This is a genomic window from Gemmata obscuriglobus (genome assembly GCF_008065095.1).
Lineage (GTDB): Bacteria > Planctomycetota > Planctomycetia > Gemmatales > Gemmataceae > Gemmata > Gemmata obscuriglobus.
Map to the genome: position 1 here is coordinate 2588861 of NZ_CP042911.1, position 25601 is coordinate 2614461.

Genomic DNA, 25601 nt, shown 5'->3' on the forward strand with positions numbered 1-25601 from the left:
GTAGAGGGGTCGTGACTTCGTTCCGACCCACACGGTCCTCGCGTTCACAAAGAAAGATTTCTGACAGGATGAACAGGATTCACCTGATGAAGACTGTTTGGCTCAAAAGCCTGTTCATCCTGTGAATCCTGTCAGAAATCTTCTGGGCTTGCCCATCAAGTCTCGGTGACGTCCGGTCGTGAGCTTGCAGTGCAGCTTCGAGACTGGAGGGGCGTGTGACGATCCGTTCGCGGTTGTGGTTACTACTCCCGGCCGTGACGTTATGCGCCGTTGACATCGGGCTGACACTCGTCGGGCAGTCGGGCGAATACTGGTTGGGGCAGTATGAGTCGGCACACGAGGCGAACCCGTTCGCGCGTCCGGCTCTGGCGCGTGGCCCGGTAACGTTCGCCTCTTTCGGGTTCGCGTATGCGGCTGTGGTTGTGGCGGTGGTATGCTGGTGGCGTTCGGCGTGTGTGTGGGTGGCGGCGCTGGTGACCGTCGCACATGCGGTCGGCGGGGCAGGGTGGTTGGTGCGGTTCGGTCCGTGGGGTTGGGGCGCGGCCGTGGTGTTCCTGCTGGCCGCGGCCGAGGGCTCGGCCCGGTGCTGGCGCCGCGCGACCCGGCGGGTCGAACACGGCGGAGCCCCTGGCGCTGCCGCCTGATGCGGAGCGTGTTGCTGGCAGGAACAGGTAAACTGCTCTTCATTAGCCGCATACAGGAATCCATCTGCGGTGTCGCTTGTGTTGACGAGCCGCGGCCGCCAGGGAGGGGTGCCACGTACCCCGCTCCCTGGCGGTCGCGGCTCGTCAACACAAGCAACGGTACTTCCGGGTACGTGTATCCGCTCGGACAATTTTCGCTCGCCGATACACCCCGAGTGGCGAACAGGTTATTCTCCCTGGTGGAACTTACCAACCCGGACCGATCGGTACCAACACGAGGTGCCCTGTCGTGTTTCACCGCTTGTCGCTTGTGCTGTCCGTTGCAGCCGTTTTCTCACTCACCGCGTCGGCCCAGGATGCCGCGAAGATCGGTGAACGGGTCGGGAAGATCACGCTCACCGACATCCGCGCCCTACCCCGGACGCTGGCCGATTTTGGCGAGCGGAAGGCGCTCGTTCTCGTGTTCACGAACACCACCTGTCCGCTCGCCCAGCGCTACCTGCCGACCCTGAAGTCGCTTGAGAAAGCGTACCGCGACAAGGGCGTGCCGTTCGTTGCGGTGAACGCCGCCGAGGACGACACACTTCTGACAATGGCAACGCACGCCGTGAAGTACGAGGTGGAGTTTCCGACCGTCAAGGATTTCGGCGGGAACGCGGCGCGGGCGCTCGGCGTCAAGAGGACCCCTGAAGCGGTCGTTCTTGATGCGGAGAACAAAGTTCGTTACCGCGGCCGGATCGACGACCAGTTCCGGCTCGGCGGATCGCGGAAGGAGCCGACCAAGCAAGAACTGAAAGACGCCATCGAAGCTGTTCTCGCGAACAAGCCGGTTGATGTCGCCGAGACCGAGGTCGACGGCTGCCCGATCGAGTTCGCGGCGCCCCGGAAGGCGAAAGGGGTGAACTTCGCCGAACACGTCGCGCCGATTCTGAAGAAGCACTGTTGGGAGTGCCACCGATCGGGGGGCTCGGCTCCGTTCGCGCTCACCACCGCCAAACAAGCGGCGGCGCGGGCCAAATCGGTAGCCGAGGCGGTGGCCACCCAGCGGATGCCGCCGTGGTTCGCCGGCCACGAGTCGGTTCCGTTCGCGAATCGCCGCGCGCTCAGCGATGCCGAACGCGAAACCCTCGCCGACTGGGCGCGGACCGGGGCGGAACCGGGCGACCCCGACAAGGCACCCGCGCCGCCGGAACCGCTCACCGGCAAATGGCAGATCGGCACCCCCGACCTTGTTCTGGAGACGGGCGTCATCGACCTGCCTGCGAGGGGTGACATCCCGTACCGGTACGCCGTTCTTCCCCACATCTTCAGAGACGAAACGTGGTTGCAGGACGTTCAAATCCTGCCGGACAACCCGCAGTCGTTGCACCATTGCAACATGGCCTTCGCCACGCTGACCGAAGGGTTCAAGGAAGAGAACTTCATCACCGGGCAGGTGCCAGGCGGCGAACCGATGACCCTCGATCCCGGCGTGGGGTGTCGGATTCCGAAGGGGGCGCTGCTCGTACTCCAGATGCACTTCGTCAGCACCGGCAAGCCGGAGAAGTGTCGCGTGTCGGTGGGGTTCCGCTACCCCCGCGGGGTAGTTGACAAACAGTTGCGGAACATGCAGCTCACCCGGCGCGACTTCGCCGTCCCTCCGGGGGCGCCCGCCCACAAAGTCGCTGCCAGCCGCACCCTCGAAGCCGACGCCGTCGGGGTCGGGCTGTTCGCGCACATGCACCTTCGCGGGAAGGACATGACCTTCACCGCGCACCCGCCGGCCGGGAAGAGCGAACCGCTCCTGGTTATTCCGAATTACAACTTCTCGTGGCAGATCCCGTACCGGTGGGAACCGGGCCAGATGAAGCTGGCGAAGGGTACGAAACTGGAGTGCGTGGCGCACTTCGACAACTCGTCGTTCAACCCGTACAACCCGGACCCCCGCGCGACCGTCCGTAACGGCCCGCAAACGCACCACGAGATGATGATCGGCTTCTTCTTCTACACGCACGCGACCGAGAAACTGAACCTGACCATCGACGCGAAAACCGGGCGGGTGAAGGAAATGAAGTGACCGGGCGGGCGTTTTCGACCGAAGCGGCACACGTGTACCATTCGGGCCGCAAGGAGGGGCTGCGATGGACCTGCGCGTCGTCGAGGGGGATCTGCTCGATCAGGATGTCGAGGTGATCGTTAACGCCTGGAACCGGAACGTGATCCCGTGGTGGCTGCTCATCCCGCAGGGGGTGTCGCGGGCCATCAAGCGGCGTGCCGGGCGTGGGCCGTTCCGCGAAGTGGCCCGCAACGGCGCGATTCCGCTCGGCGGGGCGGTCGAGACCGGGGCCGGCGACCTGCCGTTCAAGGCCATCATTCACGTCGCCGGGATCAACCTGCTGTGGCGCGCGTCGGAGTGGTCCGTCCGGGAGTCGGTGCGCAACGCGCTGGCCCTGGCGACAGGGCGCGGGTACCGATCCGTGGCCCTTCCGCTCATCGGCGCCGGATCGGGCGGCGGTAAGGCCGATCGGGTGCAAGCGTGGATGTTGGACGAACTGCGGCGGACCGAGTTCGACGGAACGGTTGTCGTCGTGCGGTACAAGCCGAGCGGCCCGAACGCGCCCGCGTGAGTCCGGCCCGACCGGTGGAATCGGGACCCGGCCTTGAGTACGTGCCGCGCGTAGTGGCTGAAGCCGCTCGCTTCCTGTATCTGTGGCACAGCCACGATCAGCCGGGCCACTGTCTCCGAAAGGATCGCCTATGTCGGTTCGATTCGTTCCTATCCTGTGCGCGGTGGGGCTGCTCGCGTTCGCCGGTTGCGGCCCGGCGAAACTGGACGTCACACTAACACTCTCACTTGAAGCCGGAAGGCCCAAGGGGCAAATACTGGAGGTGCAGAAGAAGCCCCAGAAAGTAACTATCGAGTACACCTCGTCTGCCAGCGAGGTGTCGGTTTACGTGTTCAAGACGAGCGACGCCGACGCACTGGAAGAGCCTGAGAAGTACAAAGATAAGGCCCTTGCGACCAAAACGGGCAAGAGCGAGACGTTCGCTGTGGAGGTGCCCGCGAACGTCGAGGTGCAGGTCGTGTTCTGGTCGCTGAAGAAGACCGAGGTGAACGCGAAACTCACGAACCGGAAATGACCGCCGGGCCGTCGGTTTGCTCAGCCGGGCCAAGAGCGTGACTACGCAAACCAACGGCGTAACCCGGAACGTTCAGCACGGCCGCCGGCCTTCGAGCCAACGCTCGAAGGTCTCCAACCCGCCGGCATACGCCGCGGCCCACTCCGGCCGCGGGTGGACGCGGTCGCGGAACTTCACCATCGCGGCCACCGCGTCGACCGCGGTGTACGGTTCGGCGATGCCCTGTTGCTTCCGCAAGTGGCTCTCCAACCCCGCGAGCGCGCCGACCGCGGCCCCGAGCGCCGGCCCTTCGTCGGAAACGAGCCGTTCGAGCGGCCGGTTCAGTACGCTCGCGAGCACCTCGCACATCAACTGGCTCTTCGCCATCCCACCAGACACCGTGATGCGCGTCACCACCTGACCGGCGGACTCGTGTTCCTTCACCGCCCGGGCGAGGAGGAACGCCAGGGCCTCCACGCACGCCCGCACCTTCACCGCGCGGTTCTCGGGTACGCTTGGGGACCACTCGATTCGCGGCGCGTCCACGCCCACCGACGGTTCGGAGAGCAGGAACGGTAGGACGCTCGTGCCGCCGCACAGCGGCGGTACGTTCGCCGCTTCTTCGACCTTGAACCAGTCCTTGCCCGCGACCTCATCGAGGAACAGCGCCCCGTTGGAATAGCACCGCATCCAGAGGTACGGCCCCCAGTTGAGTTTCATGGCGTCGAGCGTGCCCGATTGCGGGAGCCGGGCGGACGACGAGTTCACCACCGCAGAGTTGCCGAGAATAATCGCCACCTGGCCGGCCTCGACCGCGCCGCCCCCAATGAGCCCGGCCGCCTGGTCGTCGAGCGTCGGGAACACGAGGGGCCGCACCCCGGCCGGCAACCCCGCGTCCAGTGCGACCGACTCCGAGAGCGGCCCGACCGGTTCGTTCATGTCGATAATGTCGGGCAGACAGTCCCACGCCAGCTCGCGCAACTCGGGCTTCGCGAGTGCGTCGAGCATCTCCCGCCGCCACTGGTTCGTGCGCAGGTCCATCAGGCCGGTGGACGCGGCGGACGAAACGCTGGTCGCGTTGAAGCGGCCGGTGAGGTAGCCGGCCGCGAGCGGCCCGTGCGGCAGAATCAGGTCGGTTCGTTTCCAGTCCGCTTCGCTCAGCGCCGCTTCGTCCTTCACGAGGTGCGAGAGCGAATACCGCACGGCCCACGGGCCGCCGGTCAACTCCTTCGCGCGCTCCTGGCCCCCGAGCCGCGCGAGCCCTTCGGCGTGATACTTGCCGAGCGTCTGGTCGTTCCAGCAGATCGCCCGGCGAACTTGGTTGCCGGTCCAATCGATTCGCCCGGCTGTGTGGTGCGTGGCGGAGATGCCGCACGCGGCGATCGCACCGTTGTCCCCGCCGCCGTCCAGAGCCTTCGTGAGCGCGCGAGTAGCGGCGCGGGCTTGCCCTTCGAGCTGCATCAGGTTCAATTCGGAGACGCCGCCTTCGGTCCAGAGGTCCGTTGTCAGGCGGATCGCCGCACAGGTCTGGCCGCCCACGGTGAACGCGAGCGCCTTCACGCCGCCGGTGCTGAAGTCGTACCCGACGATGATCGCGTGCGGGCTGACACAACGAAGCTGTTCGGCCATCTGGAGAGGCTCCCGGTGACGGGGGTAAGAAGGGTTAACGAGAAGTGTAGCGACTCGGCCGTGGTCCCGGAAACCGGCGTTGCTGTACCGAAACGTTTGAATGCCGGCGCGCGCTGGGTCCGGTCGGCACGCTGTGCCGGCGCCGTCTTCGTGCCAGAGCGTTGGGCGCTCCGAATGTCGGTGCGGGCGTGCGCCGCGGCGCACGGAACGGCGGGCTCACTTTTTCGCCGACTTGGCCGGCTTACGCAGGTCGTCGAGATTCGCCTGGCAGTACGGGCACCCGACGGTGGTGAGGTGGAAGGTGATGTAGTCGAGCATCTCCGGGTCGCCGGCGCCGAGCAGGTAGCCACCCAGTTGTTCCCGCGAGACGCAACTGATCCGCTCGCGGCGCCAGATCGCGCCGACCGTGTGTTCGCCGCGGTCCTCGTGCTCGATCACTTCTTTGTAAAGGGCGCGCAACTCCGCCGACTCGCGCAGCGCCTTCTCGACGGCCGCCAGTTCGGCGTCGGGGAGCGCGTCGTGCATATAGTCGCGCAGCATCTGGCGAGTGATCGCGGACATGCGTGGGTCTCGCGGTGCGGAGGCGCGTCTCAGTATACCGCTCGAACCGCCGCCGGGCGAATTCGAACTTGCGCTGGGGCGATAACCCGATGCGGCGCGCTTGAATTCCCGACACCCCGAACTAATTAATCGTTACAATCTTCCCATCTTGTATTTTCTCCTTTGTACTATGTGCTAGATTGGGCGGCTTCTGCCGTTTACACCGAACTCATGGGAGAGTACAACTAATTCGGATGTAGTGACTGCATCCACTCTGCCGATACTGGCAATGAATGTGTCGGTTCCGTCTTCCCTGTTGAGACGCCCCATGAAAATCCGCCTATTGGTGGCGGTGATTGCGGTCGCCGGGTTCCTGAACCTGTCGCCGCGCGCATCCGCTGAACTGCTCACGCTGAACTACCAGGGCGAGACGACCAGCCCTGGTAACCCGACACTGGCGGTGAGCCTTAACGGCCAATCGTTCTCGCACACCCCGCCCGGCCCGTTCTACTGGAGCCAGAACCAGTCTCCACCGAACGCGAACTTCCCGCCGCCGATCGCCACGTTCTGTATCGAGCTGTCGGCCTCGCAGCTTCTGCCGCCTCTGGGCTCGAACGTGGTGTTCGATGTGGTGCCACCGAGCGCCTCGCCGACCATTGGTAACGACCCGCTCAAGATCGCGGCCATCGCCGAACTGTACGGCCGGTACTACGACTTCGCCTGGAACGACAAGAGCACGTTCCACGGCTCCGTCGAGTCGGCGGCCTTCCAACTGGCCCTGTGGGAACTGGTTTACGACGGTGTCGGTGGTAAGAACTTGAGCGCTGGCGCCTTCCAGGCGGGTGGGCTGGGGTCCTACACGACGACCGCCCAGAACATGCTGAACAGCCTCAACGGGAGCAACGCGTTCGAAACGAACCTCGGCGGGTACGAACTGGTGGCGCTGCTCGCCCCGGCAACGTCCGAGCCGACGAAGCCCCAGAACCAGATCCAGGACCAACTCCTGTTGAAGCCGAAGCCGATTCCGGCACCGCCGGCAGCGCTGCTCGCGGGGATTGGGGTGCTGGCACTTATCGGCCGCGCCCGGTTCGTCCGACGGTTCTCTGCAACGGCTTGAACCGACAACTGAGTAACGGAACGGAACAGGGCGGCCCGCACGAGTTCGTGCGGGCCGCCCTGTTCCGTTACCGCGGTTCACGCGACGGCTTATAAAGGGAACGATGGAGCAGAGGGCCGGCGGTGCTGTTATTTGGTCTGAGCGACCGGTGGGATGGTCGCGGTTTCGTTTCGGCCCGTGCCGGCCGCATGATTCACGAAGACAGCTTTTGACAGGATCGACCGGATCAACAGGATGAAGGCAGATCTGTCTTCATCCTGTTGATCCGGTCGATCCTGTCAAAAGCTGCTTGGTCTCTCATCGAGCGTTGGTGACCCAGGCTTTCGCCGCGGGCCGGCCGCGCTACCCCGAGCGGAACTCATTCCGTTACCACTAGTTCCAAGTTCCAGGTTCCAGGTTCCAAGTTCCAAGTTGGGAACCGGCTCGGCAAAAGCCCCAGGCGATTCGTCTGCCTCTAACTTTACGTGGAACCTGGAACTTGAAACCACCGTTAACGTCTTGACGTCGGAATTCGGCACGACACGCGTTTACTTTTGTGATCGCGCGTCGAGCTTCTGCTGTAGCTCGCGGATCTGATTGTCGACCTCGTTGAACCGCTGCGGCCAGGTGCGGCTGCGGAGCTTCTTGAGTGTTCCCGTGGCGGCGGCGAACTCTTTGGCCTCGACCTGCGCCGCCCCCAGCTTCAGCAGCCCGGTGGGCTCGAGCGCACGCAGCTCGGCGACCCGCTTCCAGTGCGCGACGGCGTCGGCCCAGCGGCCCTGTCGCTCGCGCACCTCGGCCAGCCGCGCGTGCCCCTCGGACTCGTTCGGTAGAGCTTCCACGATCGACGTGTTCGCCCGCTCGGACTCGGCGGGGCGGTCCAGTTGCGCGTACCGGCGGCCGAGTTGTTCGTACAGCTTCGCGTCCCGGCGCGACACCTCGACCGCGTCCAGCAGCAGTTGCACGGCCTCGGTCTGGAGCCCGATATTGTCGAAACACGTGAGGAGCAACTCGTACGTGTTCGAGTCGGGCTGTAGCTCGGCCGCGAGTCGCAGGTGCGGGACCGCTCGCGCGTGGTCGTTCTTCTGGATGAACGCCCGGCCCACGGCCTTACGGATCACGGCGCTCTGGAGCGGCTCCCGGTCGAGCCACGCGAGGTAGCCGGCCAGGTCCGGCGCGCCGGCCAGCACCTCCACGACCGCGGTCAGTGCCCGCTCCCGCTGCTCGTGGTGCGGACCCCACGTCACCACCGCCCCGCTCGCCATATCGACGGCCTCACGGGTCTTGCCGAGCGCGGCGTAGGCGCGGGCCGCCTCGGAGTAGTACCGCGACAACTCAGAGTCGCCGGTGCCGCGGCGGGCGGCGCCGCCCTGGCGCTTCGGGATCAGCTCCTGGTAGTAGGTGACCGCCTGCTCGAAGAGCCGGTTCTCCAGGCAACTGTACGCGACCGCCGCGAGCGCGCTCTCGGTCCACCGGTCCTTCTCGTGGAAGTGCGTGTCGGTGGCCTTGAGCAGCGCGTGCAGTTCGGCGTGGCGCCCGGTGCGGAAGTACGCGTGCATCAGCCGGGTGCGGTATGCGAGTTGGTCGGGGCGATCGGCGACCAGTGCGAGTAGCACCGGCACCGACTCCGCGAACCGCTCCCGGCGGTGCAGGTAGTCCGCCAGTTGCGAGCGGCCGGATTCGCTCAACAGCTTTTGTTCGTAAGCCGCGAGCAACACCGCGACGGCCTTCGCCTCATGCGGCAGGCCCCAGAAGAGGTACTCGGCGACGTACTCGGCCGCGGCGCCGGAGCCCTTTTGCTCCGCAAGCACCTCCTCCGCGACCCGTGCGAACTCGTCGCCCTTGTCGGTCCAGAAGTAGCTGTACCGTTTGTCGTACCCGGTACGGCTGCGGACCGCGCGCGAACGCAGGTCGCGCCGCAGTTCGGCTAGCACCAATTTGAGGAGGCGCGGTTCGAGATCGCCGAGCGGCTTCGCCTGCTCCCGCCACCGCGCGAGCGCGTCGCGGAACTGGCTCCAGGTGTTCTGGTCCGTGTACCGTGCCCATTCGGGTTCCTCGTCGGCGCGGTCCAGAACGAACCGGAGCGCCTCGCGCGGCCCGATCACGTCGCCGAGCGTGCCGGCGATGCTCCCGAGCGTCGAATAGTGGTTCGTGACCTGCTCGCGGAGCAGCTTCGGCAGCCGGGTGAACGCGCTCGTCCGCAGATCGTCGCTCGCCTGATCGATCTGGAGGTTGTGCGCGGTGCGGTAGAGCTGCATCAGTCGCCCGATCGTGCCGGACCGGTGGTTCTGATCCGCTTCGGTCAGTTCCGCGAGCAGCTTGGCTTCCAGCGCCCGATACAGCGTCGCGCCTTCACCCAGCGAGACGGTCCCGCGGTTGCTCAGCGCGGTCTGGTACAGGTCGAACAACTGGTTGGTGAGCCAGCGCTGCTGTTCCAAATGAACCGGGTGCTTCAGCCGGGTGCGGAGGACGCCTTCGGCCCGGTCGTAGTGCTTGGCATTGGAGTGCATCCACACGAGTGTCGCGATCGCATCGTTCGCGGAGTTCGGCAGCACCCCACCACTGGCTTCCTCGAATTCGTCGAGCGCGGCGGAAAGAACATCGATAGCGCCCGGGGTGCGGGCATGCGCGCTAAGTGCGCTGGCGTACCGGGTCGCGATGTGGAACCGGTCGTAGGAACCCTGCGGGGCGTCGCGGTGGAGCGCTTCGAACTGCCGCAGTTGTTCCGCCGCGAGCGCCGGTTGCGGGACCGCGCCGAGGTGGGCGAGGAAGTCGGCCATGAGCCGCGGCTCACCCGCCGCCCACTCGCGTTTGAACGCCCGCTGAAGCGCCGCGAGCGCCGTCTCGGTGTGCGGTCCGGGCTGGTTGTGCAGGTCCGCGGCCCGGCGTTCCACACTCAGTTCCAGCAGATCGAGGGCGCGCTGATCGACCGGCGTTTTGGCGCTTTTGCGCACCTCGGCGAGGCGTGCGATCAGTTCGTCGGCGACGGCCTCGTCGCGCACCTCGCCCAGCACGCCGCTCATCCCCTGGAGGAACGGGTACACGCGCTCCGCGGTGTGCCCGACGACGGCGTCGGGCAGCGCCCGAAGCAGACGGAAGTCGCGCGACGCGCCGTAGAACTGCTGCAACTGTGAAAGGTAATTCTGCGGAGCGGACGACTTCGCGAACAGCACCTTGAAGATTTCAAGCACCTCGGGGGCCAGCGTGGTGGGAAGCGGGCCGCCCGAAACGCGCCACGGACCAAGGTAGGCGTTCAGCAGTGCGCTGAGCTGGTACTCGTCGGTCGTTTGGTAGACCGCGGTCCGCGCCCGGTCGGCGTCGGCGCGGCGGTTCTCGGCCGTGTACCACTCGATCAGGCTCCGGTGGGCGGAGGCGGGGAGTTCGTCGGCGCGCTCCACCGCTTCCAGTTGTCGGATCGCGTCCGCAACTTTCCCGCGTTCGGCGAGCAGGTAGCCGAGCGCGAGGCGCCAGCGGTTCTCGGACTCCGGGCCGGTGGTCCAGCGGACGAGTTCGGCTTCCAGTTCGTTCGAGCGGTCGAGGGCGATGTACAACCGGTACTTCTCGCCGCGCCACCGCGGCGCGTCCGGGGCGTCCGCGGTCTGCCGGTCGACGTACTTCACGAGCCGCTCGACGAGCGCCGGGTCGGCACCCTTGCGGGCCGCGAGGTGTTCCAGCGTCACGACCGCACGCGCGTGCAGCATTTCGTCGAGCATTGCGGCGAGGTTGTTGCCCTCGGCCGGGTGCGGTGTGCGCTTCGTCACGGGCCGGGCCACGATCGCCCAGCAGTCGTCGGCCGCGGACTTGAGGTCGCGGTCGAGTTGCACGTCCAGCCACACGCGCTCGGCGGTGATCCAGTCCGCGAACGGCTTCGGCTGCTTGGCGGCTTCCTTGCGGAGCCGGTCCGCGAAGCCCGTTCGCGCGGCCTTCCGCGCCTCTTCCTGCTTCTTGAGTAGCTCCGTGCGGGGCAATTGTTCGGGCTTCTCCACCGCCTTCATGAGCGCCCGGAAGCGGTGTTCCGTGATCACATCCGTGAGCCGGTGCAGCGCCGCAACCTTGGTGAACAGCACGCCCGCCGGCTCGTCGCCGTCGGACAACGTGTCGAGCAGGGAGAACAGCTCGTCTTCGGCGGCCGGCGTCCAGTCGCGTTCGAGGAGGGCGTCGAACAGTTGCTGGGCGTACCGGGAGCGGTACCCCTCCGCGGCGGTTTCGAGCTGGCGGCGCCGGAAGTCCAGCAACCCGCCGCCTTCGAGGGCCGTCAGCGCCCGCGCGACCTGTTGCCCGATCTGGTGCTTGCGGTGCGGTTCCTTCTCGGCCTCCCACCGCTTGCGCAGCGCCGCGGCGACGGCTTGCCACGTGGCCCCGTCGGTGTCGGCGTGGGGCAAGAGGTAATCGAGCAGGAAAGAGACCCGCGCGAGCGAGAGGGCGTCGATGCTCCTGACGAATTTCTCCGCGAACTGCTTACGCAGTGCCCGGCCGGTGTCGGTGGAGCCGAACCGCGACAAGTTCAGGATGCTGGCGACGAGGCCGAGTTGGTCGTCGCGGCGGACGAAGAACGTGGCCACTTCGGCGAGCGGGGCGTTCCACCGTTCGTCCGGCCGGTTCGTGGACAGTTCGTGGCCGCGCCCGAGTGCGAAGTTGACCGCCGCACCGAGCCGGGCCGCCACCGCGGGGGGCAACTCGCCCTCCTTCTGCGCCTCCCGCATCCATTGCGCGGTCAGGGCTTCCGCCCGTTCGGACCGGCTGCTCCACACCAGCGCCGACAGGTACCGGGCGTAAGGGCTCTCGCTTTCGGGTGACCCTTCGACCCAGGCGCCGAGGTAGTCGGCGAGGTCGCGGTACCGACCCTGCTGCCGGAGCAGATGCGCGTACTGCTCGCGGAGCGTGTACTCGTACTGCGGGTGGTCCCACTTGACTTCCGGGGCCAGCACGCGGTCGAGCCAGGCGTATGCCGCTGCGTAGTCGCCGCTGCCGGCTAGCATCTGAACGTACCGGTACTGCGCGGAGTGGTCGCGCGGGTAATCGGTCGCGATCTCCTTTGCGAGCACGCGCGCCTGATCGGCCTGGCGGGTCTCTTCGAGTAGCCCGAGGCGCCGGTTGCGCCAGCTCTTCACCGCCCCCAGGTGCGCGGGCTGCCGCTCGTAGACTTTGAGAAGCCGGTCGTTGAGTGCGAGCCGCTCGTCGGCCTGGAGCATCTGCACCGCGGTGCTGATGAGGTGTTCGGCCAGGGCGTAATCGTTGGCCCGGGTGTCCGGGTCGTCGGTCGCGACGAGCGCCGCGGCCTCGGCGAGGAGCCGCTGGCGGAGTTCTTCGTGCCGTCGGGCGGCGAGCAGGAACGCGTCTTTGAGCCACCGCACGCCGACCTTTCGGGGTGCGAGCTTCTCCAACTCTTGCAGGTGAGTCGCCGCGCGGTCCCACTGCTGCGTGGCCGCGAAGTGCAGCGTGAGCACGGCCCGGTCGTCGAAGGTCGCTTTCCCCTCCGCAGCCCGCTTTTTCGCGTCGGTGACCGACGGCAGCGGCGCGCGGAGGAACTGGACCTTTGCCCGCCCTTCCAGTTCCCGGGCCAGCGCGCGGGCGAAGTCGGCGTCCGGAACTGCGGTCACCGTTTGCGTCGTCAGGGCGGTGCGGCGCTCGTCGGCGTTAAGCGTCTCCACCCGTCGCGCCCACCACTGTCCGCCGGCCTCAATGAAATCGCTGAAGCGGGTCTGGCCGGTCACTTTGTTCTTGTGCCGCGATTCGACGCTGAGCACCACCCGGTGCTCGGTGTCGATCAGCACGCGGGTTTCGTAATCCGGGTGTTCCGGTTCCTTCAGAACCAGAAGCGCCCGGTCCTTCGCGATGGTTTCCACCGCGGGGACCATGCGCGCGTAAACGATGTGCAGCGCGGAGAGCGAGTGATCGGTCAGCCCGAGTGACGGTCGCTTCAGGTCGTTCGGGTGGGAGGGGCGGACGCTGCCGAGCTGGAACCCGGTGACGTACACGCCGCGCTCCTTTGCGTCGCACCACTCGACCGTAACCTGACCGCCGTCCGGTGCGGTGCGGGCGAGCCACGCGCCGGGCGAAACGAGTTCCGTGCCGCTGCGCCGCCCGCTCAACTCGCCGCGGGAGTCGAACGTGTCGCTCTGGCGGGTGACGACGATCCCGCCCTTCAGTTGGGCCAGCTTGTTGGCCCGGAGCAGGCTTTGGGACAGAGCAACGACGGGTGCGGGCCAGAGCGATTTCGGTTCCTTCGGCGTGTGCGGGATGCTCGTGAGTCGCGGGAAGAGCGTGCCGACCCACGAAAGCGGTGTCGGCCGGACGCGGCGCTCGTAGCGAGAGTACGGGTTCGCATAGTACGGCTGTGCGGCTGGTGCACGCCCCTTGAGTTCTAGGAGACCGTCCCGATCGATTGTCGTTCCAGTGGGCATGTCGAGACGGAGCCCGAGCGTCCACGCGTTGAACGGTGTGTTGGTTTCGAGGCCGTCAGTCAGTCCGTGGTCGCCTGTGATTAATAGATTCCCGCTATACAGCCCCGTTCGGCCATTTTCGCCTAGAAGCCTTTTGCCCAAATCTGACGCCATTTGTGAGTAATCGGTCCGTGGACTTATGTCGAAGCCGTCAAAGTAACCGAGAGGGTTTGCTTCGGCATCGTTCAGCCCACGCAGGACAGGACGTTCACGGTCTTCGAGAAACTTCAGGAAGTGAGGCTCCCTGTCCGCTTTTCCGAATTCTGCGAGTCGACTTCCGTCGGTCGTGAGGTCATCAACGGCCACCCCGAGCCCTGCGTATGAGTTCATCGAATAGCCAGGCTGATCGACTTCCGTCTGAAAAACGCCTCCCCCCAGGCCCGCCACGTCATACTGGGCGAAAGCGCGTAGGTCCGGCCGCGGGCGGTGGAACGCGTGCGCGTTTCGTCCCAGTGATTCGAGTTCCGACAGCACGCGGCGGCGCAGCGCGGTGCGGTACTCGGCCGCGAGCCGCATTTGCTTCTGGCGCAGCTCGAACGCCGCGTTGTCGCGCCCATCGGCAAAGAACCGCTCGCCGTCCCGCATCTGGAACTGGCGCTTCACCGCGAACCGCTCGCGGTCGGCGTCCGTTTCCAGCACCAGCAGCGACGTGTACGGCGTGATGATGTTGAACTCCTCGCTCAGCGCGATCACGTCCTGCCTCACGTTCTCCGTGCGCCCCTGCTCGAGCAGCGCGTCGAGGTGCATCCGCGCCCAGAGGCGCGGGACGAACGAGTTGCCCTGCTCGGCGTCCTTGAGCGCCACCTTCGATGTGTACCGCACCGGCTTCCCGCCGAGCGTGCCGGTCACGACGATTTCTCCGCTCTGGTCTTTGCCTTCGGGTAGGTAACGGCCGAGCAGGATTTGTTGCGTCCCGGCCGGGACGTTGGGCAGCACCTCGGGGTAGACGCGGGCGGTTCGCAACCCGCGGAACTCGACCTTCAGGTCGCGCAGCGACGGGGCCGCGATCTCCGTGAGCAGGTCGAGCGCCGTGGCCTGCGGGGGCCGGTCCGCGGACACGCGGCGCACCGATCCGCCGCCCAGGCTGCCGATCGCCTTCAGCGCCGCGGGCTCGTAAGAGCTGCCGAGCGCGACCGCGTGGAAGGTGCCGGTTTTGCCCTCGTAGAGGCGCCGCAACCGCTGGGCGAACGCGACCGGGTCCGCGTTGCCGGTCGTGGGGACCGCGTCGCCCAGGTAAACGACGTGCGTCCCGGGCTCGGTCATCTTGAGCGCCGACGCGAACGCCTGATCGAGGTCGGTCCACCCGAGCGCCGACCGCTTCTCCAGGAACTGTTGGACCGCGGCGACGTTCGCGGGCGCGGCCGGCACCGGCTTTTCAAACACCCATTCGCAGCCCACGTCGCACGCGGCGACGTTAACCGTGTCTTTCGGGGTCAGCGCGCCCAGCAGGGCATTCAGAAGGGCGGTCTGGTTCGCGCGCTGGGATTTGTCCATCGACGCGGAGGTGTCCGCGACGACCAGCAACCGGATCGGCGTGCCTCCGGGAACGAGGGGCCGCTCCCAGTCGGCCGCGGCGCCCGGCGGCGTGAGCTGCACCATGAAGTACCCGTCGTCGCCGCGGCGGTGCGGCACCACGACCACGTCGGGGCGCCCCGGCTCGACTTCCACCACCGCCTCGAAGTCACGGGTCGGGGTGTACTCCTGTGCGGCGAATTCGACGCGGCCCGAGTGCTCGGTCGTGCGGACGCGGGCCGGGTGCGTGGGCGAACTTACGCCCTTGAGCGGGGCGGCGGAGTTGACCGTCACGTCGATCTTGAGTTCGCGCAGCGGGTGCTGCTTCAGCAACTCGCTCTGAAGGGCGTAGCTGTACCGGTAGCGGTTCCCCTGGAGCGGGAGCACCTGCGTGTAGGTGATCTTGATGCGCTTCTCGGAGCGGCCCGGGATGGGGTACACGCGCGCCTTGAAGATGTTCCCGCCGGCCCACTCCAACAGGCCCGGGTCCCGCTTCTCGCGGAGGATCTCTTCGTAGATCTCGCGCGCCCGCTGCTTCTCCACCACATCGGCCTCGACGAGCTTGTCACCGATCCACATGCCGAACCCCGAGATCGAGGCATCCTGCGGCAGTGGGAAGTGGAACACGCCCTCCAGAACGTCCCCGGTGGTGTTGACGAACGATTCCTCAATGGTCGTCCGCGCGATCTGGTCGCGGATGTCCACGGTGACGTGGTGATACCCGACCGTGAGCGGCACGTTGCGGCCGTCGACCTTGGCGATCAGCGAGCCGACGGACTCGGTCGTTGCGGTGCCCCGGAACCCTTGCAGCCAGCGCGGCTCGTGTTCGGTGCGAACGAGCTTCTCCTTTTCGATCCGGAAGAGCTGCCGGGACTTTACGGTGACCGTTTGCTTGTCGGGACCGGTTAGTTCCACCGGCGCGGCCTCGGTCGCGCTGACCTCAAGTTCGCCATTGAGGAGGTGGATTTTGTTGGTCGTGACGAGTTCGACGAGTGAGTGCGGCCCGACGACCAGTTGCGCCGACTTCAGCAACTTCACCGCTGCGGCGTTGGCGCCGCGGGCGTCGGTGCGGACCCAGTCGCCGGGTTTGAGCATCAGGCCCGCCTGAACCGGCGACCAGCGCTCGGCCTGCACCGGCTTCACCGCGACGACGCCCTGGGCGTCGGCCACCTTGCCGATGCGCCCGTCGTCGGTCAGTTTGTCCTCAAAAACGAACTTCTGTTCCCGGGGCGGCGGTTCGGGCGCGGGCTGCTGGGTCGCGATCCAGTACGCGGTGACCAGGCCGGCGACCAGCACCGCGGCGGCGGCGGTGGCGATCCAGCGAAGGGAGAACATGGTTTTGGGCTTCGGTTGGTGGTGTGTTGCGGGGGCGGCCGGTCCGGCCGCCTCGAACGCGGCGCACGATCGCGCGCGCAGTCGGTCCAGGAACGCGCGGTCCACTTCGGGAGCGTCCTTTGCGGTCGCGCCGAGCAGGTCGGCGAGCGGGTCGTCGGTCGGCCGGGGTTCGGGTTCGTTCACGGTACGCCTCCGCATTGCGGTTCGGCGTCGGTCGAGCTGTGGGAGAGCCGCAGGAAGGCGGTTCGGAACGCCTCCCGCGCGCGGGCCAGCTTCGAGCGCACGGCCGTTTCGGTCGTCTGGTTGCGGGCGGCGAGCTGTTCGACGGCCACCCCGTCGAGGTACTTGTCGGTCAGGAGCGTCCCGTACTCGTCGGGGAGTTCCGCGAGTACGAGCCGGACGAGGGCGATCGTTTCGCCGGTTTCGAGCAGGTCCGGGGGCGGGTCTTCGGACCCGTCGAGCCAGCGGGCGAGGCGGTCGCGGTGCGGTGCGAGCCACCCGTCGGCGCTTTTGAACCGGTCCTGGCGCTTCAGCTTGCGGAAGTGCAACGCCACCTGGAGCCGGGCGATGCCGCACAACCAGTGCCAGAGCGGCCCGCACGCCGGGTCGTAGGTCCGGGCCGAGCGGGCGGCGGCGAGCATGGTCTCCTGGACCACGTCGGCGACATCGGCCGAGGAGGGGCCGACGAGTCGCGCGACGAGGCACCAGACGCGCTCCGCGAACGCGTCGTACAGCGCCCGCCAGGCGTCCGGCCGCCCGTCGCGGAGACCGCGGGCGACCTCGCGCGCGAGGTGTTCGTCCATAAAGCCGGGTGTCCGCGGGGCTTCCGGTTCGCGCGAGCCCGCCACCGCACTCGCGTTGGCCCGGGCCGACGCTATCCTATTTGCGCCGAGGGGCGGGAATGTGTCGCGGAATTTGTGGGACTGTGCCCCTGCGCTGTAACCCCCGTTACAGCGCGGCTTCCAACACCGGGTGGGATCATGGATCGCGTCGAAGCGGCGGCCGAGTACCTGTTCGAGTTGCGCGATCACCGGCGCCGGGTCGCGGCGCTGCCGCCGGAGATCGCCCCGCGCACGCTCGCCGAGGGGTACGCGGTTCAGGACGTACTGGTGCAGAAGCTGATGGACCGGTTCGGGAGCCGGCCCATCGGGTACAAGATCGCGTGTACCAGTCCGCTCGCGCAGCAGGCGCTCGCGGTGGACGCGCCGTTCTTCGGGGTGATGCTGACGCACTCGTCGCACCCGTCCCCGGCGATTCGCCCCGGGGCAGAGTTCACCGTTCGTTGTGCGGAGGCCGAGTTCGGTTTCGAGATGGCGGCGGACGTGCCCGGCGGCGTGGCGTACACCGCCGAGAGCGTGAAGCCGTTCGTCGGCGCGGTGCTCCCTTCGCTGGAGATCGTCGATCACCGTTATCACGACTGGAAAACCGTGGACGCGGCGTCGCTGCTCGCGGACAACGCCATTCACGGAGCATGGGTGTTCGGCGAGCCGGTCCGGGACGGGTGGCGCGACCTCGACCTCGCCGCGCACGCCACGGCGCTGATCGTGAACGGAACGACGGTTTTACCGGGCTCGGGCGCGGCGGTGCTGGGGAACCCGTTGAACGTGGTGGCGTGGCTGGCGAACGAACTGCCCAAGTTCGGCCGCAAGTTGAGCAAGGGCGACCGTATCACCACCGGCCTCACGACTGCCGTTTACCTGGCCGAACCGGGGGACCGCCTCGAAGCCGACTTCGGGGCGCTTGGGCGCGTGGCACTCACGCTGAGCGGGGACTGAAGAGGTGAGTGTGGTCGGCTCACTCCGTGAGCAGTTGCTCCGCGCATCAGACCCGCCCCGCGGGCTGACCAGTTCGTGGTGCTGGCCTTTGAGTGTGGTCCGCTCACTCCGTGAGCGGTCGCTTGGCGCATCAGACCCGCCCCGCGGGCTGACCAGTCCCGTCGTTGTGCGCAAAGCGAATCCTATACCCGAAGCGACCGCTCACGGAGTGAGCGGACCACACTCAAAGGCCACCGCAGAAGGGAAGGGCGGGGATACAGATCAGCCGCCTTGCACGCTCACTCCAGGTCCATGCGCCACCACGCGAGCGCCGTGAACGCGGCGCCGAACGCGCACAGCACCCCGCACGCGGTCAGCACGACGGTGATGTTCGGTTCCGGAACGGTGAGGAGCTGGTTGTAGGCGTCGAGCGCCCACGCGTGCGGGGTGACGAGGCTCGCGGTCTTCATTTGTTCGGGCATCAGGTCGCGCGGCATCAGCGACCCGCTCACCCCGCCCAGAACCAGCACGAGTAACGTCCCGTACACGGCCACCTGCGTTTCGGTCCGCGCGACGCTCGCCACGAGCACCGCCAGACCGACCGCCGCGAACGACGTGCTCGCCACCAGGGGCAGCAGCAACTCGGGCCGGTGCCCCCACGTCATCCCGAAAATGACCCGCCCCGCGATCAGCAAAAACGCGCCCTGCAACAGCGACACGACGAGGCACGGGAGCAGCTTCCCGAGCAAGATCTCACCGCGCGTGAGTGGAGCCGCCCGCAGCCGCATTAGCGTCCCGTGCTTCCGCTCCGCGACGAACAGCCAGCCCACGCTCAGTACCAGGAAGAACGCGAACATCACCGTGTAGGACGGCACCAGGAACTGGTACCGCAGCGCGCCGCGGCTCAGCGGGCCGCTCCCGGCCGCGTCGCGGTACTCGTCGCGGTTCGCCGTGTTGCCTTCGCGGGCCTCGCTCTTGACCAGATCGGTCCAGCGCGAGGCCTCGAAGTTGTAATCGGAGAACAGGTCGCCCACGCCCGTCTTCACGGTCGGCCCGATCTCCTTGCGGACGGCCGGGGTGAGCACCTTACCGAACAGCACCTTCTTCCCGACCCGGCGCGCGATCTCGGGGTCTTTGAGCGCGACGTCAACAACCGCGCGGAAGCCGGGCATCTGGCCCTTGATCACCTGAGCCGGCAGGCGCCCGAACTTGTCCGTCATAAGCTTCTGAAACTTCTCGTCCGCGACCAGGGCGTCGAGCACGTCGAGCACCACCGGGTCGAGTTCCTCAATCACCTTGGGCGGCACGGTGCTCGTGCTCAGCCGCTCGGCGACCAGCTCCATGAACTTCTCGTCGCCGACCCGCTGGAACGCCTTCCCGATCATCCACGGGATCACCACGCGGAGCAGCGTGACCTGCGTGACCTGCTCGATGACGGACGCCGACACCGGCTGCGTCGGGTCGCGCAGGAGGGCGGCCCCGAGCTTGTCCATACGCACCCCGTCGCGGCCGAACGGGTTGACCGCCCCGCCCTGGTTCAGGAACGAGCAGCGGTGCATCCGTGCGCTGAAGTCCTCCTCGAACACCAGCACCGCCGCCCGCCGGTTCTTCGCGATCAGTTTCTCGGCCGAGGCGCGGTCGGAAATGATTTCGAGCCGGATGTCCTGGGTGGCGCTGAGGTCGTCGATCACCACCTCCGACCACGGCTTTTCGGGGAAGGGCGCCTGCTCGGGTAACCCGCGGTCGAGGTTGACGATCGAGACGCGCAGCCGCTCGTCGGGCTTCTCGCCGAACCCCTCGCCGAGCGCGAGGCCCAGGACGAGGATGAGCACCAGCGGGGTGACGAACAGGATGACCGCGCTCCGCGCGTCGCGCAGGAGCAGGCGCAGGTCTTTGGCCGCAATAGTAAGAATGGGCATCGGCTAATCTCTCAGCCCGCGGCCGGTGAGGTGCAGGAACACGCGCTCCAAGGTCGGTTCGGTGGTGGCGGCGCTGAGAAGCGCCACCCTGCGGGCCGCGCACTCGGACGCGACCCGCGCCAGCGCCGGGCCGATTTCGTCTACCACGAGCACGAAGGTAGAGTGCCCACCTTCGCCCCCCCTCACTGGCACGGAAGGCGTGGTGGGCGGATTGCTTTCCTGCACCCGTTTCACGCTCGGGATCGCACCTAGCACCTGCGCGAAATCGGCTGTGGCACCCGCCACGGTCATGTGGATCGTGGCGTCCAGGCGCTTGAGCAGGTTCGGCAGGGTGTCGCTGGCCCGCAGGCGCCCGGCGTCGATGATCGCGATGCGGTTACACAGCGCCTGCACTTCTTCCATGTAGTGGCTGGTGTAGATCACCGTGAGCCCGGCGGCGTTGAGCGCCTTAACCTGCTCGAAGATGTGGTTCCGGCTCTGCGGGTCCACGCCCGTCGTCGGCTCGTCGAGGATCAGAAGCTTCGGGTCGTGGACCACCGCGACCGCGAGGTTCAGCCGCCGTTTCATGCCACCCGAGAAGGTGCCGGCGCGGTCGCCGGCGCGGTCGGTGAGGCCGACAGCCGCTAACACCGCGTCCACCCGCGCCGTCAGGTGCCGGCCCGATAACCCGTATAGCTTTCCGAAGAAGCGCAGGTTCTCGCGCGCGGTCAGGTCCGGATAAATCGCCAGGTCTTGCGTGCCGATCCCAACGAGGTGCCGGAGGTCGCGCGACTCGTGTGTGAACACGTTTCCGAACAGTTCCACCCGGCCCGAGTCGGAACGGGCCAGCCCGGCCGCGATCGAGAGCAGGGTGGTTTTCCCGGCCCCGTTCGGGCCGAGGAGCCCGAACACCTCGCCCTTGCGAACGGTCAGCGAAACGCCGTCGAGCGCGATCAGGCCACCGTACCGCTTGCGCAGGTTCGCGATTTCGAGCACCGGTTCGCCCATGATGCCTATCGTAGGGCGCCCCGGTTATGTGCGGCACTCGCTTCGCGGTTCCATCGGGCCGGGCCGGCAGAGTGACCGCGCCCCCGCCGCGAGACCGATCATGACCGACGACCGCATCCGCTTCGCGAACGCCGCCCGCCCGAACCCGAACGGCCGGTACGTGCTGTACTGGCCGCAGATGTTTCGTCGGCTGCACTCGAACCATGCCCTCGACCACGCTCTGAAACTGGCGGGGGAGCACAAGAAGCCGCTGGTGGTGTACGAGGGGCTGAAGCTGAACTACCCGTGGGCGAACGCGCGGCACCACACGTTCATTCTCCAGGGGATGCGAGACAACGCCCGCGCGGCGCAGAAACTCGGGCTGGCGTACTGGCCGTTCGTGGAGACGCCCGACGACCCGGGGCGCGGGCTGGTGGCACGGCTGTCTAAGGATGCTGTGTGCGTCGTGACCGACGACTACCCGGCGTACATCGTGCCCGCGCACAACCGGGCTCTCGCGGACAAGATCGACGTGCCGCTGGTCCTGGTGGACGGCAGCAGCGTGGTGCCGCTGTCCCGCTTGGGGGCGCCGGTCGCCGCAGCCGCGCACCTGCGGCCTCGAATTCACAAGCTCTTCGCCGAGGCGTGGCGGCATCGTGCGAAAAATGCGCCTGACGTGCCAAAGGTCGCCCGGAGCACACTCGCGCCGCCGTTCGAGCCGTGGGACGCGACCCAAGACATCGCCAAGTTCGTTGCCGGACTGCCGATCGACCAGAGCGTCCCCGCAGTCGCCGGCGCGACGGGCGGCGCGGCCGCAGGAACCGCCGCCCTTGAAGCCTTCGTGTCCGACAAACTCCCCCGCTACTCCGAAGAACGCAACGCGCCCGACGACCCGGCCAAGAGTGCGGCCAGCGCGCTCAGTGCGTATCTGCACTACGGGCACATTTCAATCGAGCAGGTGACGCAGGCCGTCCTTGGCGACTCGTGGAGCGAACAGGAGATCAACCCGAAGACCCGCAACAAGGACGACTTCTTCTGCCGCGACCCGAACGTCAACGACTTCCTCGACGAGGCGATCACCTGGCGCGACGTCGGCTACCACTGGCACTTCCGGAGAAATTTGGAGTGTGACAATCGGGATGCGGAATTGAAGAACGTGAGTTGGAGTGGGGCTTCAAGTTCTGCCGTGCCACAGTTCAATTTCGAGACGATGGACTTCGCCTCCGGTGGCGAGCTCACCCTGGACGTGGTTCTGCCGGAGTGGGCGCGGGCCTCCTTGAAGAAGCACGCTGGCGACCCGCGCGAGCACATTTACTCGCTCGGCGAGTTCGAGGGCGCCCGGACCCACGATCCGCTCTGGAACGCGGCACAGACCGAACTGATATGCACCGGACGTATTCACAACTACCTGCGGATGCTCTGGGCCAAGAAGGTGCTTGAGTGGAGTGCCACGCCCGCGGACGCGTATCGCACGCTGGAGCACCTGAACAACAAGTACGCGCTCGACGGCCGCGACCCGAACTCGTACACGGGCATTCACTGGTGCTTCGGGCTGTTCGACCGCCCGTGGCCGCCCGAGCGCCCGGTGTTCGGCTCGCTCCGGTACATGTCGAGCGCTAACACGGCGAAGAAGTTCGACCTCGACGGATATTACGATTATGTCGCCGGGATCTCGCAGTCCGCTCCGCGCCGGTAATGTTGTGCTCTATACTTGTTACAACAGACATCGGACGCGACGGCGTTCGGCCGACCCGGGAGCCGGGAAGCGGCAGCCGCCCCGAGGTGGACGACGGGCGTCGTTGTGTCGATAATTTCTGAACGGCTCCGGTCGCGGGCGGGCGCCCAGACGGCCCGCACCTGGAGCCGGTAAGCGAACACCACCTCCGTGAGGGGCGCTGCAACGGGACGCACTGGGCGTACTTGCCAGGCTCGCGGGGATGGGCATTCACGTGCAACGGCGCCCGTTCATCGTTTAGGAGACTTTGAACGTGAGTACTGTTGCGCAAAAGACCGCGACCTTCACCGACTACCACGTCGCCGACATCTCGCTGGCCGGATGGGGCCGCCGCGAGATCGCCATCGCCGAGACCGAGATGCCGGGCCTCATGGCGATCCGCGAGGAGTACGCCGCGAAGCAGCCGCTCAAGGGCGCGCGCATCACCGGCTCGCTCCACATGACCATCCAGACGGCGGTCCTGATCGAGACGCTGAAGGCGCTCGGGGCCGAGATCCGCTGGGCGTCGTGCAACATCTTCTCGACCCAGGACCACGCCGCCGCCGCCATCGCCGCCGCCGGCATTCCCGTCTTCGCCTACAAGGGCGAGACCCTCGCCGAGTACTGGGACTACACCCACCGGATCTTCGAGTGGACCGACGGCGGCCTCACGAACATGATCCTCGACGACGGCGGGGACGCGACGCTGCTGCTGCACCTCGGCGCCCGCGCCGAGAAGGACATTTCCGTCCTCGATAAGCCCGGCAGCGAAGAAGAGCGCATCCTGTTCGCCGCGATCAAGAAGCGGGTCGCGGCGCAGCCGGGCTGGTACTCCGAGCGGCTGGCGGCGGTGAAGGGCGTGACGGAAGAGACCACGACCGGCGTCCACCGCCTGTACCAGATGCACAAGCGCGGGGAGCTGAAGTTCCCGGCCATCAACGTGAACGACTCGGTCACCAAGAGCAAGTTCGACAACCTGTACGGCTGCCGCGAGTCGCTGGTGGACGGGATCAAGCGCGCCACCGACGTGATGATCGCGGGCAAGATCGCCGTCGTCGCCGGTTACGGCGACGTGGGCAAGGGCTCGGCCCAGGCCCTGCGCGCCCTCTCCGCCCAGGTGTGGGTGACCGAGATCGACCCCATCTGCGCGCTCCAGGCCGCGATGGAAGGCTACCGCGTCGTGACGATGGAGTACGCCGCCGACAAGGCCGACATCTTCGTGACGACCACCGGCAACTTCCGGGTCATCACGCACGACCACATGAAGGCGATGAAGAACCAAGCCATCGTCTGCAACATCGGCCACTTCGACAACGAGATCGACGTGTCGTCGCTGGAAGACTACCGCTGGGAGGAGATCAAGCCGCAGGTCGACCACGTGATCTTCCCGGACGGCAAGCGGATCATCCTGCTGGCCAAGGGCCGGCTGGTGAACCTGGGCTGCGGCACCGGGCACCCGTCGTATGTGATGAGCTCGTCGTTCGCCAACCAGACCCTCGCGCAGATCGAGCTCTGGCAGCACAACGACAAGTACCCGGTCGGCGTGTACGTGCTGCCCAAGAAGTTGGACGAGCACGTCGCCCGGTTGCAACTCAAGAAGCTGAACGTTCAGCTCACGGAGCTGACGGCGGAGCAGGCCGCCTACATCCACGTTCCGAAGGAAGGCCCCTACAAGTCCGACCACTACCGCTATTGATCGGCGTCCCGGCGCCGGAGAACCTTTTCCGGTGCCGGCATGTTGTCGCCTTCCGAACAGGCGGCCTTGGTCGCGGCTCGTCAAGAACGTTGCAAATGTCCCGGCCGCGTGCTTAGCGGCTGCCGTTGCGTCGGGCGCTTCGTGTGCCCGACGCAACGGCGTTTATTCTCCGAGAACGGTTGGGCGTTCGTGATCGGTGTCGGTAAAGGTCCGCCCGCGCGGCTTGTCCCCGCGCGTTCGCGCGTACAACTTCCCGGCCACCAGGGCCGCACCGGCGCCGGCCAGGAGCGCCGCTCCCAGCTCCCATTCGTCGATTAGTAGTTCGGCCGGGACCGCCCGGATGGCCGGCTCGAGGCCGTAGAGAAAATCGTCCACCCCTTTTCGTAAGTCGGCCGTATCGAACGGAAGGAACCGGGCGATGATGTCCGCCGTAGCGGCGGGTTCGCGGGCTCCGGTGGCCGCCGGGACCGGGGTGGGACTCGGTGCGGGCCGCGGTGCCCCTTCTGACGTGTTCGGAGCCGGCGGCTGCGGTGCCAGATCGGATGACGGCCCGGACGACTCGTTACTGTCAAGCACGACAATCGGCCACCAGTCGTAATGCGCCCTCGGAGCGGTCGCGGGCGCCGTGTCGGTCACCGGTCCGGTCGGCGCCGTGGCGGTCGGGTGTGGCGCCTCCGTGCTGCGAGGCGTGCCGACCGGTTGTGCCGACGGGGGCGGGGGGGCGAAGGGCTGTTCCAGGCCCTCCGGTTCGAACCCGAACAGGTGTCCTTCGAGCCAGAGCCGCTGAATGGCTGCCCAGGTGTGCGCCCCCGGGGCCGCTCGCAGAGCTTCCCGGATCTCGACGACCAGGTCGCCCGTCAGTGCCAGTTTCGCCTCGCGGAACGGCTCCCGCCCAGCGACCGGTGTGCCCAAATCCACGGTGCCAAGCGATTCGGCGAGCCGGGCGATGTCGTCCACGAACTGGCGTTCTGCTCCGCTGAATGACCCTCGTGTTTCGACCCCGCCCCACACGACGGTTCGCGCGTCTGTCGGCATGGCCGCTTCTGTTGCGGCTCCACCCGTCCCGTCGAGTTCCGTCAGGAATGTAGTCGCTGCGTCCGCGCCGGACTCGCGGGCGAGTTCCGGCGCCGTCGCGGCTGCGGGCACCACACGACCGCCCAGCGGCTCCAGTGCGGGGCAAAAACGGTCCGGCGGTTCGGACGAGGAGAACAACGAGCAGAGCCAGTTGAACATCTTCGGTGCCTCTTCCTTGAG

General features: G+C 67.0%; 15 protein-coding genes and 1 riboswitch. Of the genes, 8 read left to right on the forward strand and 7 right to left on the reverse strand.

Features of this window, described 5'->3' with window-relative positions:
- Positions 1-215: 215 nt before the first annotated feature.
- The 4 genes from GobsT_RS10755 to GobsT_RS10770 all read left to right on the forward strand — a co-directional run bounded on the left by GobsT_RS10755 (position 216) and on the right by GobsT_RS10770 (position 3764).
- Positions 216-644, forward strand: coding sequence for a hypothetical protein (locus tag GobsT_RS10755; protein WP_010052233.1), 429 nt, complete (start codon positions 216-218; stop codon positions 642-644).
- Positions 645-933: 289 nt separating this feature from the next.
- Positions 934-2700 carry a redoxin family protein gene (locus GobsT_RS10760; protein ID WP_010049904.1) on the forward strand — a complete coding sequence of 589 codons (1767 nt, stop codon included), beginning with the start codon at positions 934-936 and terminating at the stop codon, positions 2698-2700.
- A gap of 64 nt (positions 2701-2764) precedes the next feature.
- The gene (locus GobsT_RS10765; protein WP_010049906.1) at positions 2765-3250 is read left to right on the forward strand and encodes a macro domain-containing protein; all 486 of its coding nucleotides are present in this window, start codon (positions 2765-2767) and stop codon (positions 3248-3250) included.
- A gap of 130 nt (positions 3251-3380) precedes the next feature.
- Complete coding sequence (locus GobsT_RS10770) at positions 3381-3764, forward strand: hypothetical protein (protein WP_010049909.1); 384 nt, start codon at positions 3381-3383, stop codon at positions 3762-3764.
- Between the two features lie 72 nt (positions 3765-3836).
- Here GobsT_RS10770 and GobsT_RS10775 read toward each other — a convergent pair whose 3' ends face one another.
- The gene (locus tag GobsT_RS10775) at positions 3837-5372 is read right to left on the reverse strand and encodes a xylulokinase (protein WP_010049912.1); all 1536 of its coding nucleotides are present in this window, start codon (positions 5370-5372) and stop codon (positions 3837-3839) included.
- Between the two features lie 216 nt (positions 5373-5588).
- On the reverse strand, positions 5589-5933 hold the full coding sequence (locus GobsT_RS10780) for a hypothetical protein (protein ID WP_010049914.1): 345 nt from the start codon (positions 5931-5933) through the stop codon (positions 5589-5591).
- A 307-nt stretch (positions 5934-6240) separates the two neighbouring features.
- Between GobsT_RS10780 and GobsT_RS10785 the strand changes: the two genes are divergently transcribed.
- The gene (locus GobsT_RS10785) at positions 6241-7029 is read left to right on the forward strand and encodes a hypothetical protein (RefSeq protein ID WP_010049916.1); all 789 of its coding nucleotides are present in this window, start codon (positions 6241-6243) and stop codon (positions 7027-7029) included.
- Positions 7030-7556: 527 nt separating this feature from the next.
- Here the strand turns inward: GobsT_RS10785 and GobsT_RS10790 are convergent.
- Entirely contained in the window at positions 7557-16481 is an 8925-nt protein-coding gene (locus GobsT_RS10790; protein WP_010047603.1) for a VIT domain-containing protein, read from the reverse strand.
- Positions 16478-17101: an RNA polymerase sigma factor gene (locus tag GobsT_RS10795; protein WP_010047606.1), complete on the reverse strand. Its 624-nt coding sequence runs from the start codon at positions 17099-17101 to the stop codon at positions 16478-16480. The genes GobsT_RS10790 and GobsT_RS10795 overlap by 4 nt, the downstream gene beginning before the upstream one ends.
- A gap of 177 nt (positions 17102-17278) precedes the next feature.
- Here GobsT_RS10795 and GobsT_RS10800 point away from each other — a divergent pair, with 177 nt between their 5' ends.
- Complete coding sequence (locus tag GobsT_RS10800) at positions 17279-18073, forward strand: 2-keto-4-pentenoate hydratase (RefSeq protein ID WP_010047608.1); 795 nt, start codon at positions 17279-17281, stop codon at positions 18071-18073.
- Positions 18074-18351: 278 nt separating this feature from the next.
- On the opposite strand, the gene GobsT_RS10805 is transcribed toward GobsT_RS10800, so the two are convergent.
- Positions 18352-19971, reverse strand: coding sequence for an ABC transporter permease (locus tag GobsT_RS10805; protein WP_010044056.1), 1620 nt, complete (start codon positions 19969-19971; stop codon positions 18352-18354).
- A gap of 3 nt (positions 19972-19974) precedes the next feature.
- Positions 19975-20958 carry an ABC transporter ATP-binding protein gene (locus GobsT_RS10810; protein ID WP_010044052.1) on the reverse strand — a complete coding sequence of 328 codons (984 nt, stop codon included), beginning with the start codon at positions 20956-20958 and terminating at the stop codon, positions 19975-19977.
- Between the two features lie 100 nt (positions 20959-21058).
- Here GobsT_RS10810 and GobsT_RS10815 point away from each other — a divergent pair, with 100 nt between their 5' ends.
- Positions 21059-22633, forward strand: a complete 1575-nt coding sequence (locus tag GobsT_RS10815; protein ID WP_010044050.1) for a deoxyribodipyrimidine photo-lyase — start codon at positions 21059-21061, stop codon at positions 22631-22633.
- Positions 22634-22818: 185 nt separating this feature from the next.
- A riboswitch (S-adenosyl-L-homocysteine riboswitch) is annotated at positions 22819-22907 on the forward strand.
- 18 nt (positions 22908-22925) lie between these two features.
- Positions 22926-24347 (forward strand): adenosylhomocysteinase, encoded by a 1422-nt coding sequence (gene ahcY / locus GobsT_RS10820; protein ID WP_010044048.1) that lies wholly within the window; start codon positions 22926-22928, stop codon positions 24345-24347.
- 162 nt (positions 24348-24509) lie between these two features.
- Here the strand turns inward: ahcY and GobsT_RS10825 are convergent, their stop codons facing one another.
- A complete protein-coding gene (locus tag GobsT_RS10825; RefSeq protein WP_109571153.1) occupies positions 24510-25580 on the reverse strand; it encodes a hypothetical protein in 1071 nt (356 codons plus the stop codon).
- Positions 25581-25601: the final 21 nt, after the last annotated feature.

Bases quoted from the DNA above. Each gene is read 5' to 3' on its own strand.
- GobsT_RS10765 (WP_010049906.1), top strand. From the start codon at position 2,765: ATGGACCTGCGCGTCGTCGAGGGGGATCTGCTCGATCAGGATGTCGAG.
- GobsT_RS10770 (WP_010049909.1), top strand. From the start codon at position 3,381: ATGTCGGTTCGATTCGTTCCTATCCTGTGCGCGGTGGGGCTGCTCGCG.
- GobsT_RS10775 (WP_010049912.1), bottom strand. From the start codon at position 5,372: ATGGCCGAACAGCTTCGTTGTGTCAGCCCGCACGCGATCATCGTCGGG.
- GobsT_RS10780 (WP_010049914.1), bottom strand. From the start codon at position 5,933: ATGTCCGCGATCACTCGCCAGATGCTGCGCGACTATATGCACGACGCG.
- GobsT_RS10785 (WP_010049916.1), top strand. From the start codon at position 6,241: ATGAAAATCCGCCTATTGGTGGCGGTGATTGCGGTCGCCGGGTTCCTG.
- GobsT_RS10795 (WP_010047606.1), bottom strand. From the start codon at position 17,101: ATGGACGAACACCTCGCGCGCGAGGTCGCCCGCGGTCTCCGCGACGGG.
- GobsT_RS10800 (WP_010047608.1), top strand. From the start codon at position 17,279: ATGGATCGCGTCGAAGCGGCGGCCGAGTACCTGTTCGAGTTGCGCGAT.
- GobsT_RS10805 (WP_010044056.1), bottom strand. From the start codon at position 19,971: ATGCCCATTCTTACTATTGCGGCCAAAGACCTGCGCCTGCTCCTGCGC.
- GobsT_RS10810 (WP_010044052.1), bottom strand. From the start codon at position 20,958: ATGGGCGAACCGGTGCTCGAAATCGCGAACCTGCGCAAGCGGTACGGT.
- GobsT_RS10815 (WP_010044050.1), top strand. From the start codon at position 21,059: ATGACCGACGACCGCATCCGCTTCGCGAACGCCGCCCGCCCGAACCCG.
- GobsT_RS10825 (WP_109571153.1), bottom strand. From the start codon at position 25,580: ATGTTCAACTGGCTCTGCTCGTTGTTCTCCTCGTCCGAACCGCCGGAC.